Genomic DNA, 15,464 nt, shown 5'->3' with positions numbered 1-15,464 from the left:
GCTGTGACCCAACCAGAAATTTTTGACCGGACTCAAAAAAAGCCCCACATTTGGGAAATGGTAGAGCTAAATTTTACCGCCCAAAATCAATATGCCAATCCCTATCTGGATGTGGAAATGTGGGTGCAACTCAAAGGCCCTAATGGGTTTGATAAACGAATTTACGGGTTTTGGGATGGAGGGCAAACGTTTAAAGTCCGGCTGGTGGCTACCGACGTTGGCTGCTGGACGTGGACGAGCTACGCCTCGCCCGACGACCCCGGCCTGAGCGGCCAAACAGGCGAATTCAGCGCCTCAAACTGGACCGAGGCCGAAAAACGGGCCAATCCCAACCGGCGCGGTTTTATCAGGCCCACGGCCCACGGCCACGCCTTGGAATACGCCGACGACACGCCTTTCTTTTTGGTCGGCGATACCTGGCTGTCTGCGGCCACCTGGCGCTATCCTTTGCGTGGCCAAGAGCCTGAGCCGGGCTACGTGCCGGGGCCGGGCCTTTGGTTTGAAGCGGCGGTGCAGTATCGTAAACGGCAGGGCTACAATTCCATCAGTTTTATCTCCAGCTTTCCTAACTGGTTTGCCGATGAATGGCCCCGCGCCGTGCAGGATGACGACGGCGTGTGGCTGCGCGACCCCTGGGTAAAAAGCGGGGCCGACACCGCCAAAGACCAGCACGATGAAGCGGGCAACGTTCCTTTCCCGGTGCGGGGCGATGTCAAATGCCTATCTGATTTCAGTAAACTCAACCCCAAATATTATCAAAGCCTGGATAAAAAAATGGCCTATCTGGCCCAAAACGGCTTTGTGCCCATGATCGAAACGATCCGCCGGGACGTTGGGCCGGCCTGGAAAAAGTATGGGGGCTGGCCGGACACGTATATCCGGTTTGTGCAGTATATGGTGGCGCGTTATGGCGCTCACAACATTATCTTTAGCAAAATCCATCAAGATTTGAATGTGGCGGATATGGGCCTGAAAGGCGAAGATTGGAACGAAGCTTTAACCCTGCACCTGGAGCGTTACGGCCACATGCCCTATGGCCAACCCGTTACCTCGCTGGTTGACCATTCTACCCTGGTCACTTATGGTCTGGTTTCCTGGATCACCATGCACTCGGTGGGGAATGACCCCCGCACGCACCAGATTTGTGCGGCCATGGAAACAATCTTTAAACTCGACCCGCCCTACCCCTTGAGCAATCTGGAACCTTACTATACCGGCTGGCAAGAAAGAAATGTCCATGGCGAGAGACCGCCCACCAACTCCGACCGGGACAATTACTTTGCCCGCGCTCAGATGTATGGCAGCGTATTATCGGGCGGTCTGGCCGGGCACGTGCATGGAACGTCGGGTTATGACGGCAATACCACCGGCGAACCCAAAGCCGAAAGCGGCCGGCCCTATACCTGGGAGGCGCTACAATTCACCTCGGGCACGCAGATGCAGCACTTAAAAACGTTCATTCTTTCCGAGGGCGCCGATTATCAAGATTTGCTCTTGGCCACCGCCGACGTGAATCCCGCCAAGTCCCCCGGCAGTTTTGAGGATGGGCTGGACGGCTGGTCTTTTATGATGCGCACCGCCGACAAGCATCTGGCCTTCCTCTATTTTGAGCGGGGCGCTGTGCGGGCCGGTTTAAAAAATATGGCCGCGTCTGCCACCTATCACCTGGCCTGGTTCAACCCCAGAACCGGCATCTGGCTGGAACCAGTGAGCATTAAGACAAATTCCCAGGGGCAACTGCAATTGCCGGTTTTTCCCGAGGGCGGAGATGAGGCCATTGAGGATTGGGCGCTAAAAATGACTCTATACGATTTAACTCACGCTTGATAAACCCAAGTTGGGTGTGAAGCGAGGAAGTAGTTGATTTTGGCCTTCCTAACAGTCAAGTGTCCCCAGGACCGACAAATTGGCCAAAGTAGTCAAGACACACTTTTTGCCAAAGGCGGGCGTTTTCTAGCTGCTGTTTTAAGCGCCTGCTCACGTGCTCGTGGCGTTGGGGGTCAATCCGGCCCTGCAAACCCTGCCACATGTTGTCCATCTTTTCCACAAAGGCAACGCCCGCCCGGTAGCGCTGCTGTAGCTCCTGCCAAAGCGTCCGCCCGGATGGCAAACGATGCCCCCAGGGGACATGGTGAAACCATAACAAAAACTTCTCCGGGCAGGTAGCCAAGGTGTCAAATTGCTCCCGCAGCGGGCTGTGATACTGGCTCACGGCCTGACTGCCCGTGCTACTGCGGTTGAAGCCAAGCCCCTCGCTATCGGCCCGATGGTAGTAAACGTTGTTCCAATCCTGTCGCCGGGCATTGTTGAAGGCCGGGTCTGGCCCGTAATGGTGGCCTTCTTGCATAATGTGGTGCAGGCCCAGGGGGGTCATATAGTTGATGCAGGCCGGCCAGGAGCCAAGCATGATGGTTTTGATGGCCGCTAACACCTGGGAGTCATTTGACCAGGTCAGCCTGGCCCATTCGTCGGCAATGGTTTCAGCCCTCAACTGGTGATCCCAGGCCAGCCGGCCAAAGGCGTACCAGTTGGCCTGGGCAAAGTGATGGCCGCACCAGTTACGGTCCGAGCCGGTATTGGCAATGCCAACAATACTCGACAGATCGTGGCCGTAGCCAGAGCCATCCACCACCTTGGCCACGGTTGAACCCGGCCCCTGGGCGTAGGTGTCCGCATCCAGAACCTCTTGCCACATCTCGGCCAGGTAAACCAGATGAATGGACTGGCCCAGATATTCCTGGGTGATTTGCAGTTCAAGGGCCAGGGGGGTTTGGGTCATCGCGCCAAAAAGGGGGTGGAATGGCTCTCTGGGCTGAAAATCAATGGGGCCGTTTTTTACCTGCACCAAAACATTGGGCCGGAATTTTCCGTCCAGCGGCACAAACTCCTTATGGGCGCACTTGGCCCTGTCCTCGTCAACGCTTACGTCATAAACAAAAGCTCGCCATAACAATATTCCTCCGTGCGGCTCCAGAGCCTCGGCCAGCATGTTGGCCCCATCGTCGTGGTTGGCTCCGTAATCCTGCGGCCCCGGTTGCCCCTCTGAATTGGCCTTGATCTGGAATCCGCCGAAGTCAGGAATCAGGCGGTAGATTTCGTCCACTTTTTTCTGCCACCATCCGGCAATCGCCGGGTCTCGCGGGTCGCTGGTTGGCAGGCCGTCGAGCAGCATAGGCGCGGAGAGAAGCGGCGACAGGTAAACGCGCAGGCCGTAGGGGCGGAACACATCGGCCAGGGCCGCTGTTTTGACCAGGTAGGCGGGGCTAAGGCTTTCGGCTTGAGCATTGACGTTGTTGAGGATGGCGCCGTTAAGGCCAATGGAGGCGCAGTCCCGGGCGTAATCGTGGTAGCGCGGGTCAATGTTTTGCGGCAGCTCGCTCCACTGCCACAAGGATGGACCGGCATATCCCCGCTCAATTGACCCGTCAAGATTGTCCCAATGGCTGAGGATACGGTGGCGGATCCGGGGCCGGCTCAAAATGTTTAACGCGCGGATGTCCTGCTGCGTTTGGAGAAGCCGCAAAAAATGAAAAGCGCCGGTCAGAATAGCAGTTTCTGTGTTGCCGGCCAGCAACATCCAGGTATCAGGGCCAACCTGGTGAGAACGAATGAGGAATCCTTCCCGGCCCAATTCAGCGCCTTGCGCCTGCGGTATTGTTACGCCTAAAGCCCCAAGTTGATCAACCGTACCCACCACCAACGTGTTACCGCCACCTGGCTTTTGCGCCGAGAAGGGTACAGTTTTGCCCAGCAGGGCAGGTAGTGCCCGCGCCAATTCGCTTTTGATGATCTCTGCGGTGGCGCTTTTGCCCAGGACCGCCACTTTGTTGATCGCTTGGCGGTACTGCGCCAAACGGTCCGGGTTCTCCACCTGGCGGTAGCGCAACCACAACTCGTATCCGTCTTCGTCTCGGATGTTCATAGCCTTATTTTTTCTGGCTCATGGGTAAAAAGTGTGCGGATGAGCCAACAATGCTTTGGCGGTTACTCGCCACGAACCACAAAACGCGCTTTCAAGGCATGCGGGTCCAAAGAATGGCTCCCCACAAAAACCTCATATTCGAGCGGTTCCACCACAAAGTCTGCCCGGCTTTCGTCGTAGTAAGCCAGCCGGGAGATGGGTAGTCTGAGTTGGACGGTCCTGGTTTCACCGGGCTGCAAGGCAATCCGGGTAAAAGCTTTGAGTTCTTTAGGCGCCCGCTCCACGGCAGAGCCAAGGGCCGAAACGTAAAGCTGCACCACTTCCTCGCCGGCGTAGGCTCCGGTATTGGAAACCTCCAGGCTCACCGGCAAGGTGTCTGACGGCCCGAGTTGAGTCTGGGCCAGGGTCAGGTTGGCGTAATGATAGCCGGCGTAGTTGAGGCCAAAGCCAAAAGGAAAAGCCGGAGGGTGGCCCTCCCGTTCCAGCTTGCGATAGCCGTGCCACAGGTCATATTCAATTTGAGTGGCATTTTTATCAAAGAAGGGCAGGTCTTCAGCCCGTTTGGGAATCACAAACGGCAGCTTGCCGCTCGGATTGATCCGACCCAACAGAATGTCGGCCAGGGCGTGGCCCCCTTCCATGCCGGGATACCAGAGCATCAGAATAGCCGGCACGCGCTCGCGCCAGGCTTCCATGATGACGCCACTACCGCCCATCACCGCAACAATGGTTTGCGGATTCACCGCCGCAATCGCCTGGATCAACGCCTCATCCTCAGGGAGCAAGGTGAGCCGGTCACGATCGCCGCCGGTCAAGAAGGTATCCGATGGCGCTCCGGCCAAACCTTGCATAAACCCCTGGACAATGGGCGCTTCCTCCGGGGTAGGCGGGGGAAATAGCGAAGCCAGGCTCTGCATGGTGTTGGGGTCAAGAAACTCACCTTCGTCTCTATGGGTGTAGCCCACCACCAGCACCACCACGTCGGCGACCTGGGCGGTGGCTTTGGCTTGCTCAAGATCGCTGCCGTCGTGATGCAGTACCTCCGCCTGGCCCTTGAGCGCGGCCTGAATCCCGGCAAGCGGGGTGACCACGTAAGCGGGGCGGGTGTTGCTGGAACCGCCGTCGCCGGTATTGGGCGTGTCGGCCAGCCGGCCAATCACGGCTATTTTCTTCAAATCTCGCAGCGGGAGCAGGTCTCCCTTGTTTTGCAGCAGCACCATGGACTTCTCCGCCGCTTCGCGCGCCAGCGCCCGGTGGCTCTCGCTGCCAAGTTGCGCTGCATCGTAGCTGTCTGACCGAATCAGGCGCAGTTGTTGGCGCAGCAAGCGTAACACGGCCTCGTCCACTCGTTCCGGCGGGACTTCACCGTTCTCGACCAGGCGTTTCAGGTGTTGGTGATAGTGCATTTGAAACGGCATTTCCAGGTCTTGCCCGGCCAGGGCTGCTTTTTTGGCATCGCGCATGCCAAAAATAAAGTCGGTTAGCACGTACCCGGCAAAGCCCCATTGCCTCTTGAGGATGTCGGTCAGCAAAACCTTGTTCTGCCCGCACCATTCCCCATTAATGCTGTTATAGGCGCTCATCACCGCCGCCACCCCTTCGTCCACCACCCGCTTAAAGTGGGGCAGGTAAATCTCGTGGAGCGCCCGGGGGCTGATACGCACATCCACCTTAAAACGGGCATTTTCCATCGAGTTGAGCGCATAGTGCTTGGCGCAGGCCATGGCGTGACGTTGCACCCCCCGGGTCAGGGCAGCGCCCATCTCGCCCAGGTGGTAAGGGTCCTCGCCGTAGGTTTCCTGGGCGCGACCCCAGGCCGGATGGCGGAGCAGGTTGATGCAGACCCCGCCAAACAGGGTGCCGCCCAGCGCCCGCAATTCACGTCCAATAACATCACCGATGCGTTCTTCCAGGGCCACGTCCCAGGCCGCGCCCCGGGCCATCGAAACCGGGAACGTGGTGGCTCCGTCCATCACGATGCCGCGAGGGCCATCCGCAAAACGGATGCCGGGGATACCGAGGCGAGAAATGACACCTGCATCCCATAGATGATCGCCGTAGCCCCCGCCCATCATGTCCACCAGGCCGGCCCAAAAAGGTGTATCGCCATCCATTATCTCAATTTTTTCAGCCAGCGTTAGCTGCGCCAGCCATTCCTGCGCCGTGGCCTCAATCTGTTGGCTGGAGAGTTCCGCTCCCGCCTCAAGGCCGGTAAAGATTGGTTGGTCATTAGTGTGAGTCATGGAAAAATCTCCTTGTAGAATTATGGATGTGGGGCATCAGCCGCCACTTGACTTTGCTCTCTGTTATCCTGAGAGCTGACTGGGGATGGTGAGAAACCGAATTGACGATGTTGGTCTCCAGTTCAATTTTTATTTTGACCTTACAGAACCTAGAGATTCTCGGCATACCGAGCAATCGTCTGCTTCATAAAATCTTCATCAAATTTACCTGCCGGAGCAGGTGTTTCAAAAATCCGGTGGGGCAACCGCAGTTGGCCCAACTCAAAGCCCTCCCGCGTTTTAAAGGCATGTTTAAGGCGAAGCGTCTCCCGGCCCAACCGGGCCAAATCCTCAACCGACCGGTCAATGCCGACAGCCGCCAGCGCATTTTGCACCACTTCCGGCGTATAAATGCCCCGCGCAAAAAGACAGATTACCAGGCTGGTAAGAACTTGACGCCAGCGTTCTTCGGCGAGTAATTTGTCGGCCACAGCTTCGGGCGTGAGCGTCTGGCCCGGCTGGCCGACCTGTTGATCTAGCCCATACCCGGCGCTATCCAGATGGCTGTGTCGCGCGCCGGTCAGATAACCGGCGTGGCAGCCAGGGCCGGTGTGGTAACCGGGCATCTCGTTGCCGCCAAAGGCCAGGGCATATTCCTGACCCCCATAAACGGATGAGGCATATTCCACGCCCCGGGCCAGCGCCCGGTAAAAATCATTCGGTTGGGTCACAATCCGCTTAATCGCTTCTATGTAAACGGGGTAATTGCCCCAGGCCAGGGCCAGCCCGCCGGTTTCCTGCGTTGAAATAAGGCCTCGTTCCAGGGCCTCGGTGGCCCAGGCCAGCACCACGCCGGTGCTCATTACATCCAATCCCAGCACCTCAACCTGGTCCAGCGCCTGGAGTAATCCCTCCACCTCCGAGCCGCCGAGCATGCTGCCCATGGCATAGATCAGCTCGTGGTCGTAGCCCAACATCACGGTTTTATAAAAATAGGGATCGTCCGGGTATGGCAGGCGTAGCGCCGCCAGGTGAACGCACGCCACCGGGCAATGCGCGCAGGCTACCCGCCGCCCTAAATATTCTTCGGCCAGATGCTCGCCGGAAATGGTTTCAGCGCCCTCAAAGCGGCCACTCTGCAAATTGCGGGTGGGTAGGGCGCCAATATGATTTAAGGGGAGTACATTGACCGGCGTGCCCAACTCGTGGTATTTTTTCATCACCGGCGTTTCTGTGGCCGCTTTATATATCTGGTCGTAGGTATTGCGGTAACTGCGCCGGTCGGCCACAGCCAGAGAGCGTTTGCCGCTGACCACTATGGCCTTGAGTTGTTTGCTGCCAAAAACTGCACCCAGGCCCAACCGGCCAAAGTGACGGTAGGTTTCGGTGATAACGCAGGCGTAGCTGACCTGTTTCTCTCCGGCGCGGCCAATCCGCATAATGGAACGCAGCCCGCTCCCCCCTTCGCGCTGGCGCAAGACCGACCCGGCGGTATAGCTACTGCGCAAGCCCCACAAGGCGGCGGCGTCTCGAAAATGAACCTGTCCTTCTGCAATAACCAGATAAACCGGCATCTTGCTCTGGCCCTGGATAACCACCGCCCCATATCCGGCCATGCGGATAGCCACCGCGCTTCGCCCCCCGGCGTGGCTCTCGCCCAGGTTGCCGGTATGGGGCGATTTGAACATAGCCACCGTTTTGGAGGCCAGGGGAAAATGGCCCACCAGAGGGCCTACCGTAAAAATAAGCGGATTATCCGGCCCTAATGGATCGGCGCCGGGGGGACATTCTTCGGCCAGCAGCCGGATACCGGCCCCGCTGCCGCCCAAACCGGCGGCAAAAATATCGGGGCGTTCCTCTATCCGGTAACGTCGGCGGGTCAGGTCAATGTATAAGACCCGGGGCAGGGGATCATGGGGTAACATAGGGGGCCTCCTCAATCTCTTCCAGCGCCAGAACATCATACGGGCAAAAATCCGCGCAATAACCGCAGTAAACACAAATTTGGGGTTTATTTTGTTCGGCGTCCCACAAAACCGCGCCAAAGGGACAGGCTTCCACACAATTTTCACAGCCAATACAAAGATCGGCTTTAAGTTTTACCCCGCCGCCTTCCCGTTCTACCAGCGCCTCGGTGGGGCACACCCGCGCACAAGGCGGGTCAAAACAAGCCCGGCAGACCACCACCACAAACCCTTTCCGAATCCCACCTGCCGAACGAACGTGAATACACGCTTCGGCCAAGCCCCCCCGCCCCAACCGCCGCACGCAGGCAAACATACACGATTGGCAACCTACACATCGTTCAACATCAATCACCGACAGCCGTTTAGCCATAATCGGGCAGACCTCACCTTTTGAATTCCGGTAAATTATACTACAGATAAGGCAAAGAAAATAATTGGGGCTGCGCGCGGGCCTGGCCGGGGCGGGGCAAAACGTAGGGATTCCGTACGGTAAAAAAGGTTGACAACCTTTGCCGACCGGGATATACTTACAGCGTACTGCGGTATACAGTCGAGGATGATTGTTTGGAGAAATTCCAACCATGAGTGTTTCCCCTCTGGACCAATTGAATAGAGGTATGATGGTCAAAAACACCTCAGCGCATGCCTGCGCCGGTGTTTTTTTGTTTTTTTAACATCATTAGTATTTACTTTATGAAGGAGGCTTTTTAATGGACTCAGGGATGATTGGAAAGATAGAAAAGGCGATGCTTTATGCACAGGAGCCGGAGCGCATCACGTTTGAAAAGTTTGAGGTAACCTTTAACGGGAATCACAAACTGCACCGGATTACTTACGACCATGGCCACTGGCACTGCGATTGCAACTTTTTCCAAGCCCGAGGAGTTTGCTCACATGTAATGACCCTGGAACGGGTTCTCATTGGTTCTGTAAAACCGGCGGAAGCCGTGCCAATGCCGGCCTGACGCCAACCTATTTAACAAAAGTAAAAGCCGCTACCCAGGCGTAGCGGTTTTTTTATGGGATGTTGCCTTAAGGAACCTCCTTTAAGCGCCCGGTGTATTTATAACAAAGCGTCAGCTATTTTGCTGAATCACCACCCAATGGTAAAATATTGGCCATGTTCAAACGTTGGAGATTTTGGTTGGGCGCTGCTATTAGCGCCTTTTTTCTTTATATTGCCCTGCGCGGGTTTGACTTGCGCTTGGCCTGGCAATACATTTTAACCGGCAATTATTGGTGGGTGTTGCCAGGCGTGTTTGTTTATTTTGTGGGCGTGTGGGCGCGTACCTGGCGCTGGCATTACCTGCTGCGGCCCATCAAAGCCATTTCGCTTAAAGAACTGTGGCCGGTGGTGGTGATTGGGTACATGGGAAACAACATTTACCCTTTCCGGATCGGCGAAGTTTTACGGGCTTACGTGTTAAAAAAGAAAAAAAACGTTAGCATGAGCGCCAGCATTGCCACCATTCTGGTGGAGCGTATCTTTGACGGGCTGGTCATGCTGATTTTTGTTTTTATTGGCTTGCCCCTGGTGCCCGGGCTGCCCGACTGGTTGCGCCAAATTGTCATCCTGGCCAGCGTGGCCTTTTTTGGGGCGTTGATTGTATTTTTTGTTTTGGCGGCTCGTCCCCACACCACCCGCAAATTGTACCATTGGGCCTTTAGCCGTTTTTTGCCCCATAGCCTGCAACCCCAATTTCTGGCGCTGGCGGACAGGTTTATGGAGGGCCTGACCAGCCTGACCAGCCTGCGAGATATTTTGATGATCTTTTTTACCTCGTTGGTGGTGTGGCTGCTGGAAACCATGAAGTATTGGTTTGTGATGCATGCCTTTGATTTTACCGTGAGCTTTTTTGTGCTCATGTTGATGAACGGCGTGGTCAACCTGGCCACCACCCTCCCTTCTGCCCCCGGTTACGTGGGCACGTTTGATACGCCGGGCATTGAAGTGCTGAAAGTGTTTGGCGTTAACGCCGCCATAGCGGCCGCTTATACCCTGGTGCTCCACGTAGCTTTATGGCTACCCATCACCCTGTTGGGCTTTTACTATATGATCCGTGAAGGCTTGAGTTGGACCGAGTTGGGCAAAGCCGCCGAATCACGCCAGCGGGCGAAAGAGCCGGTTGACGACCCTGAAAAACCGCCGCTCAATGAACCGCCTGTAGTTACTTCGCCGGTAGGCGATTCAACCGGTTAGCCATTTACGAGGATTTTAATGAAAGTTGCCATTATTGGGGCCGGCGTGGCCGGCTTGAGCGCCGCCCTGGACATAGTTAAGGCCGGGCATACCGTCACCATTTTTGAGGCCGGCAGCCGCCCCGGCGGATTGGCTTCGGGTTTTAAAGACCCCCGCTGGGAGTGGGAACTGGAACGTTTTTATCACCACTGGTTCACGTCTGACGCCGATATTATCAACTTGATTGATGAAATTGGCCAAAGTGAAAACCTGTTTTTTCCTACCCCGGTTACTTCTCTTTACATTAACGGCCAAATTTATCCGGCCACTCCCCTTTGGCGCAATTTGTTGCTCCCTGTGTCGCTTATCTCCAAAATCCGCTACGCTTTGGCCGGTGTTTATTTGCGGCTCACCAAAAATTGGCCGGCCCTGGAACAGGTGACCGCCCATGATTGGATCGTCAAAACAATGGGCCGGGAGATGTATAAAGTGGTTTGGGAGCCGCTGCTTGTTGGCAAATTTGGCCAATATCACCAAGAAGTTAACATGGCCTGGATGTGGGCCAGGCTGCACAAACGCAGCGTGAAACTGGGTTATTTTAAGGGCGGTTTTCAGGCCTTTAACCAGGCGCTTTGTGAATATGTTCAAAACCTGGGGGTAAACGTGCGATTTAACACCCCCGTGCAAAAAGTTACGCCCCAACCCGATCAAACCCTGCTGGTGGAAACACCAAACAACGCGCAAACTTTTGACCGGGTGCTCAGCACCACTTCGCCCGGTTTATTGCGCAAGCTTGCGCCCAGTTTGCCCGGCGATTACCTGGCCCGGTTGAAAAACCTCAAATCAATGGGCGCAGTGGCTTTGATTTTGGCCCTGAAACATCGCCTCACCAACGGCCATTATTGGATCAATCTGCCTAAAAGCCCCGACCTGCCCTTTTTGGCCCTGGTGGAGCATACCAATTATATTGACCCCATTCACTACGGCGGCGACCACCTTGTTTACTGCGGCGATTACCTTGCGCCGGACCATCCCTACTTTGCTATGAGCAAACAAGAACTGTTGGACCTTTTTTTGCCGGCCCTGGCCAAATTTAACCCTGATTTTAAACCGGAATGGGTGCGCCAAAGCTGGCTGTTTAAAGAGCCTTATGCTCAGCCTGTCCCGCCCCTCAATCACAGCGCCAACATCCCCCCCCTGGCCACGCCCATCCCCGGCCTATATTGGGCCAGCATGAGCCAGGTGTACCCCTGGGATCGAGGCACCAATTATGCCGTGGAAATCGGGCGGCGGGCGGCTCGGTTGTTAATGCAGGATACCCCCAAAAAAGAAGCGCTTTAGAGTTTTAGAAACCTTAAAAACCTGGCTTACCGCAGGAGGACGGAACAATGAAAAAGATCACGGTTATCGGCACCGGCTACGTGGGGCTGGTTACCGGCACCTGTTTTGCCGATTTGGGCAATACGGTTTGCTGTTTAGACATTGACCAGGAAAAAATAAAAATGCTGCACGCGGGCCGGTCGCCCATTTTTGAGCCGGGCCTGGAAGAAATGATCCAGCGCAACGTGCAGGCTAAACGTTTAACGTTTACCACCGATTATGCCGCGGCCCTGGCCGACGCCGAGTTTGTTTTTATTGCCGTTGGCACGCCGGAAGGCGTGGACGGCGAGGCCGACTTAAAGTACGTGGGCCAAACGGCCAAAACCGTGGCCCAAACCATGCCGCATCCCCTGGTGATTGTTAACAAAAGCACCGTGCCCGTAGGCACCGGCGACTGGGTGGCCGATATTGTGCGGGAGAACCAGCCGGAACCCGTTGACTTTGCCGTGGTGTCTAACCCCGAATTTCTGCGCGAAGGTTCGGCCATCCTTGACTTTATGCACCCGGACCGGATTGTGTTGGGTTCGCTGCACCGCGAAGCGGCCAATAAAGTGGCCGAACTCTACTTGAGCCTGCGCGCGCCCATTATCATTACCGACCTGCGCACCGCCGAGATGATCAAATACGCCTCTAATGCTTTTTTGGCCACCCGCATCTCTTTTATCAATGAAATTGCCAACATTTGCGAGCAACTGGGCGCCGATGTGAAAGAAGTGGCCTCAGGGATGGGCTACGACAAGCGCATTGGCCATTATTTTTTGGATGCCGGGGTTGGCTACGGCGGCTCTTGTTTTCCCAAAGACGTTAAAGCCCTGGCCCATATGGCCACCACCCACGGCACCCATCCCCAGTTGCTTAAATCGGTGATGGACATTAACCAATATCAACGGATCCATATTGTGCAAAAATTACGGGATTTATTGGGCCGGCGGTTGAGCGGCAAGGTGATTGGCCTGTTGGGCCTGGCTTTTAAGCCCAATACCGACGATATGCGCGAAGCCCCCGCCGCCGAAATTGCCCGCGCCTTGCTGCGCGAAGCCGCCACCGTTAAGGGCTACGACCCCGCCGCCATGAGCGTGGCGGCCAAAATGCTGCCCGACCTGCAATTAGCCACAGACCCCTACCACCTGGCCGAAGGTTGCGACGCTCTCATTCTGCTGACCGAGTGGAACGAGTTCAAACACCTGAACATGCCCCAGGTGAAATCCTTAATGCGCCAGCCCGTGTTCATTGACGGCCGCAATCTCTACGAGCCGGAGATTATGCAAATGTATGGTTTTATTTATCGGGGGGTGGGCAGAGGATATTAGTACTACGTAAAGAAACCCGGCTTTTTTGGTTATAAATGGTAACTATTGTCCAAATTGGACTATCAACAAGCACTAAAAGCCGGGTTTCTCAAGCGAAGTCTCGTTGTAGTTTCTTAGTAGAAGCGAAGCGACGAGTGCGTAAGGGTCTGTAGCCGGTCACGGCACTTTTCTAATAATCAGGTTGTCAAAGTCAATTGTTACGGTCTGTTCGGCTTCAGGTAGGTCAAGCCCCAGGCCGATTTTCCCGGCGGCGCTCAAAGTTGAATCGGTTACGGTGGTTAATTTCTGATCATTCGCGTAAAGCGTAAAACTCGAGTCCTCCACCAGAATTTCAAAGATATTAGGAACGCCTGGCCCCACCTTTACCGCCGGGCTAAACGTCCAGTCCTTAAGTGTTGTGAGCTTGTTGTCTTGCCACAGGTACACTGTGTAGGATTTGCTGCTGGCAAATAAGACTGCATAAAAGTCGTTATTGTTATTCTCGCGAAAAGTGACCGCAACGCGGTAGTCGCCGGCGTAAGAAGTTTCCACGATAGTGGCCTCAACCTTGAGCAGGAAGTTTTTGGCAGAAAAGTAGGGTATCCACGTTCTACCCAAGCTGGGCTGCTTAGAGGTTAATGATCTTTGATATTTACCGTTAATGATCTGCACTATCCCCTTATTATAGTCATCTGAATATTCCCCTACCGGCCAGCCCTTTGTATTTGAGCTAAAGTCGTCTTGAAATACAATACCCTGGGCCGTGGCCGTATCTACGGCAGTTGCTGAGGGGGTGTAAGTTGTGGCGGTAGCAGTGGCCTCTACTTTAGCCGTGGCTGTGGCCACAACCACAGTTTCAGCCGCAGCCGTAGCGCCGGCTTTGGCCGTGGCTGTAGCTTGAACCGGCCTGGCGCTCCTGGTGGTAATCAAGGCAATCGCCCCAATCACGGCCAGAATCACCGCCATACTGCCGGCGGCCACCGGCGCTTGAAGGGAATGGCCGGCTGAGGTTTGGGCGGCAACATAGCCGGAATGGTCGGAACGGTCCCGCTCTCTGCCTGGATCGAAGAAGGTGGGGATGGCATTGTTGAATCTTCTTTGGCGGCCAGGGTGGATGCTGCTAAAATAGCCTCCAACTCTTTTTGCCAGGCAATCACCGCTTGGGGCCGGTCGGCCGGTTGCGGTTGCATAGCATGCCCAATGGCCTGACAAACTTGAGCGCTCAATTTTGGGTTTATTTTGTTGGGAGGCTCAAATTTGGCTCTGTTGACCAGCAAGCTGACACTATCCGGCGGTCTTTTGCCCGTCAGAATGGCATAGAGGGTTGCCCCCAACGAATAGATATCCGAGGCGGGAGTAGTGCCTACCCCGCTGTATTGCTCCGGCGGCGAAAAGCCAGGGGTGACCCCTCGCGCCCCGGTACTGGTGTGGCTATCCGCTTCAGCCTGTTTGGCAATGCCAAAATCTACCAGCACCGCCTGGCCTTCGGGAGTTACTTTTATGTTCTGGGGCTTAATATCGCGATGGATGATGGGTGGATTTTGCCGGTGTAGGTAGCTCATCGCCTGGCAAACCTGAATGATAAACTCAAGCGCCTCCCCTTCGTTCAGAGGGTAGCCTTGCTTTTTTACTATCTCCCACAAATCTTCACCTTCGACAAAATCCATAACCAGATATTGCTGACCCTCGAAATGGAAATGGTGGGTCACGCGAGGTAGGGCTGGATGGTGTAATCGGGCCAGAATCAACGCCTCTTGTTCAAATTGGCGGATGCTTTGCGGGGTTTGCAGGAAATTTTCTTTGATAGCCACCGGAACCAGGAGGTTGGTGTCGAAACCTTTGTAAACAGCCCCCATCCCGCCATGAGCTAACAGCCTGTCAATGCGATACCGGCTTTCTAAAATTGTGTCTTCAGGTAATGGCATTGTATTTCACCTCCATCATCACATACGGAAATTTTAGCGTGCGCTTATAGCTTCAATTGTTGTCATTGTTTGTCCTTTTTCAATTCTAGCAGATCCCACTTATTTCCGTAAAGATCCTCAAATACCGCCACAGTGCCGTAAGTCTCTTGCCGTGGTTCTTCTCTAAAAACAACGTTTTGTGATCTCATTTTTTGATAGTCACGCCAAAAGTCGTCTGTATGCAAAAACAGAAACACCCGCCCCCCACTTTGATGACCAATATACTTTTCTTGATAAGGCGAGGACGCTTTGGCTAACAGCAAACAACTTTCTACTGCGTTGGCAGGCGCAACGAGAACCCATCGTTTTCCCCTGCCTAAATCTGTATCCTCAATCAGGTTAAACCCAAGTTTATTGATATAGAACGAAATAGCCTCATCATAGTCTCTCACCAGCAGGGTGATATAACCGATCTTTTGTTTCATATTGTTTCCAGGTTATAAAACACAAGCCTTTGGCCCGGCCTTAACCGGGTTGGCCCGGCCTTAACCGGGTTGGCCCGGCCTTAACCGGGTTGGCCCGGCCTTAACCGGGTTGGCCC

At 55.0% G+C, this 15,464-nt stretch carries 12 protein-coding genes; 5 read left to right on the top strand and 7 right to left on the bottom strand.

Annotation, left to right across the window (positions count from 1 at the left end; genetic code table 11):
• The first annotated feature begins 3 nt into the window (after positions 1-3).
• Positions 4-1,827: a DUF4038 domain-containing protein gene (locus tag JW953_16960; protein ID MBN1994391.1), complete on the top strand. Its 1,824-nt coding sequence runs from the start codon at positions 4-6 to the stop codon at positions 1,825-1,827.
• A gap of 55 nt (positions 1,828-1,882) precedes the next feature.
• Here the strand turns inward: JW953_16960 and JW953_16955 are convergent, their stop codons facing one another.
• From JW953_16955 to JW953_16940, 4 genes are all read right to left on the bottom strand, one after another.
• Complete coding sequence (locus JW953_16955; GenBank protein MBN1994390.1) at positions 1,883-3,922, bottom strand: alpha-glucuronidase; 2,040 nt, start codon at positions 3,920-3,922, stop codon at positions 1,883-1,885.
• 62 nt (positions 3,923-3,984) lie between these two features.
• Entirely contained in the window at positions 3,985-6,165 is a 2,181-nt protein-coding gene (locus JW953_16950) for a glycoside hydrolase family 3 C-terminal domain-containing protein (protein MBN1994389.1), read from the bottom strand.
• 149 nt (positions 6,166-6,314) lie between these two features.
• Positions 6,315-8,069 carry an aldehyde ferredoxin oxidoreductase family protein gene (locus JW953_16945; GenBank protein ID MBN1994388.1) on the bottom strand — a complete coding sequence of 585 codons (1,755 nt, stop codon included), beginning with the start codon at positions 8,067-8,069 and terminating at the stop codon, positions 6,315-6,317.
• A complete protein-coding gene (locus tag JW953_16940) occupies positions 8,056-8,424 on the bottom strand; it encodes a 4Fe-4S binding protein (protein MBN1994387.1) in 369 nt (122 codons plus the stop codon). Before JW953_16940 ends, JW953_16945 begins: the two co-directional genes overlap by 14 nt.
• A gap of 397 nt (positions 8,425-8,821) precedes the next feature.
• On the opposite strand from JW953_16940, the gene JW953_16935 reads away from it, so the two are divergent.
• The 4 genes from JW953_16935 to JW953_16920 all read left to right on the top strand — a co-directional run bounded on the left by JW953_16935 (position 8,822) and on the right by JW953_16920 (position 12,980).
• Positions 8,822-9,076 carry a hypothetical protein gene (locus tag JW953_16935; GenBank protein MBN1994386.1) on the top strand — a complete coding sequence of 85 codons (255 nt, stop codon included), beginning with the start codon at positions 8,822-8,824 and terminating at the stop codon, positions 9,074-9,076.
• A 155-nt stretch (positions 9,077-9,231) separates the two neighbouring features.
• The gene (locus JW953_16930; GenBank protein ID MBN1994385.1) at positions 9,232-10,311 is read left to right on the top strand and encodes a flippase-like domain-containing protein; all 1,080 of its coding nucleotides are present in this window, start codon (positions 9,232-9,234) and stop codon (positions 10,309-10,311) included.
• 18 nt (positions 10,312-10,329) lie between these two features.
• On the top strand, positions 10,330-11,631 hold the full coding sequence (locus JW953_16925) for an NAD(P)/FAD-dependent oxidoreductase (protein ID MBN1994384.1): 1,302 nt from the start codon (positions 10,330-10,332) through the stop codon (positions 11,629-11,631).
• 47 nt (positions 11,632-11,678) lie between these two features.
• The gene (locus tag JW953_16920; protein MBN1994383.1) at positions 11,679-12,980 is read left to right on the top strand and encodes a UDP-glucose/GDP-mannose dehydrogenase family protein; all 1,302 of its coding nucleotides are present in this window, start codon (positions 11,679-11,681) and stop codon (positions 12,978-12,980) included.
• A 156-nt stretch (positions 12,981-13,136) separates the two neighbouring features.
• Here JW953_16920 and JW953_16915 read toward each other — a convergent pair whose 3' ends face one another.
• The 3 genes from JW953_16915 to JW953_16905 all read right to left on the bottom strand — a co-directional run bounded on the left by JW953_16915 (position 13,137) and on the right by JW953_16905 (position 15,348).
• On the bottom strand, positions 13,137-13,925 hold the full coding sequence (locus tag JW953_16915; protein MBN1994382.1) for a hypothetical protein: 789 nt from the start codon (positions 13,923-13,925) through the stop codon (positions 13,137-13,139).
• Complete coding sequence (locus tag JW953_16910) at positions 13,916-14,884, bottom strand: serine/threonine protein kinase (GenBank protein MBN1994381.1); 969 nt, start codon at positions 14,882-14,884, stop codon at positions 13,916-13,918. Before JW953_16910 ends, JW953_16915 begins: the two co-directional genes overlap by 10 nt.
• 62 nt (positions 14,885-14,946) lie before the next feature.
• Positions 14,947-15,348: a VOC family protein gene (locus JW953_16905; GenBank protein ID MBN1994380.1), complete on the bottom strand. Its 402-nt coding sequence runs from the start codon at positions 15,346-15,348 to the stop codon at positions 14,947-14,949.
• Between the last annotated feature and the right edge of the window lie 116 nt (positions 15,349-15,464).

Source organism: Anaerolineae bacterium (genome assembly GCA_016931895.1).
Taxonomy (GTDB): Bacteria; Chloroflexota; Anaerolineae; order 4572-78; family J111; genus JAFGNV01.
This window is presented reverse-complemented; position numbering and strand designations above follow the sequence as displayed.

What these genes read in the sequence shown, in the direction of transcription:
- JW953_16955 (MBN1994390.1), bottom strand. Translation starts at nt 3,922, where the DNA reads ATGAACATCCGAGACGAAGACGGATACGAGTTGTGGTTGCGCTACCGC.
- JW953_16950 (MBN1994389.1), bottom strand. Translation starts at nt 6,165, where the DNA reads ATGACTCACACTAATGACCAACCAATCTTTACCGGCCTTGAGGCGGGA.
- JW953_16945 (MBN1994388.1), bottom strand. Translation starts at nt 8,069, where the DNA reads ATGTTACCCCATGATCCCCTGCCCCGGGTCTTATACATTGACCTGACC.
- JW953_16940 (MBN1994387.1), bottom strand. Translation starts at nt 8,424, where the DNA reads ATGTTTGCCTGCGTGCGGCGGTTGGGGCGGGGGGGCTTGGCCGAAGCG.
- JW953_16935 (MBN1994386.1), top strand. Translation starts at nt 8,822, where the DNA reads ATGGACTCAGGGATGATTGGAAAGATAGAAAAGGCGATGCTTTATGCA.
- JW953_16930 (MBN1994385.1), top strand. Translation starts at nt 9,232, where the DNA reads ATGTTCAAACGTTGGAGATTTTGGTTGGGCGCTGCTATTAGCGCCTTT.
- JW953_16925 (MBN1994384.1), top strand. Translation starts at nt 10,330, where the DNA reads ATGAAAGTTGCCATTATTGGGGCCGGCGTGGCCGGCTTGAGCGCCGCC.
- JW953_16920 (MBN1994383.1), top strand. Translation starts at nt 11,679, where the DNA reads ATGAAAAAGATCACGGTTATCGGCACCGGCTACGTGGGGCTGGTTACC.
- JW953_16915 (MBN1994382.1), bottom strand. Translation starts at nt 13,925, where the DNA reads ATGGCGGTGATTCTGGCCGTGATTGGGGCGATTGCCTTGATTACCACC.
- JW953_16910 (MBN1994381.1), bottom strand. Translation starts at nt 14,884, where the DNA reads ATGCCATTACCTGAAGACACAATTTTAGAAAGCCGGTATCGCATTGAC.
- JW953_16905 (MBN1994380.1), bottom strand. Translation starts at nt 15,348, where the DNA reads ATGAAACAAAAGATCGGTTATATCACCCTGCTGGTGAGAGACTATGAT.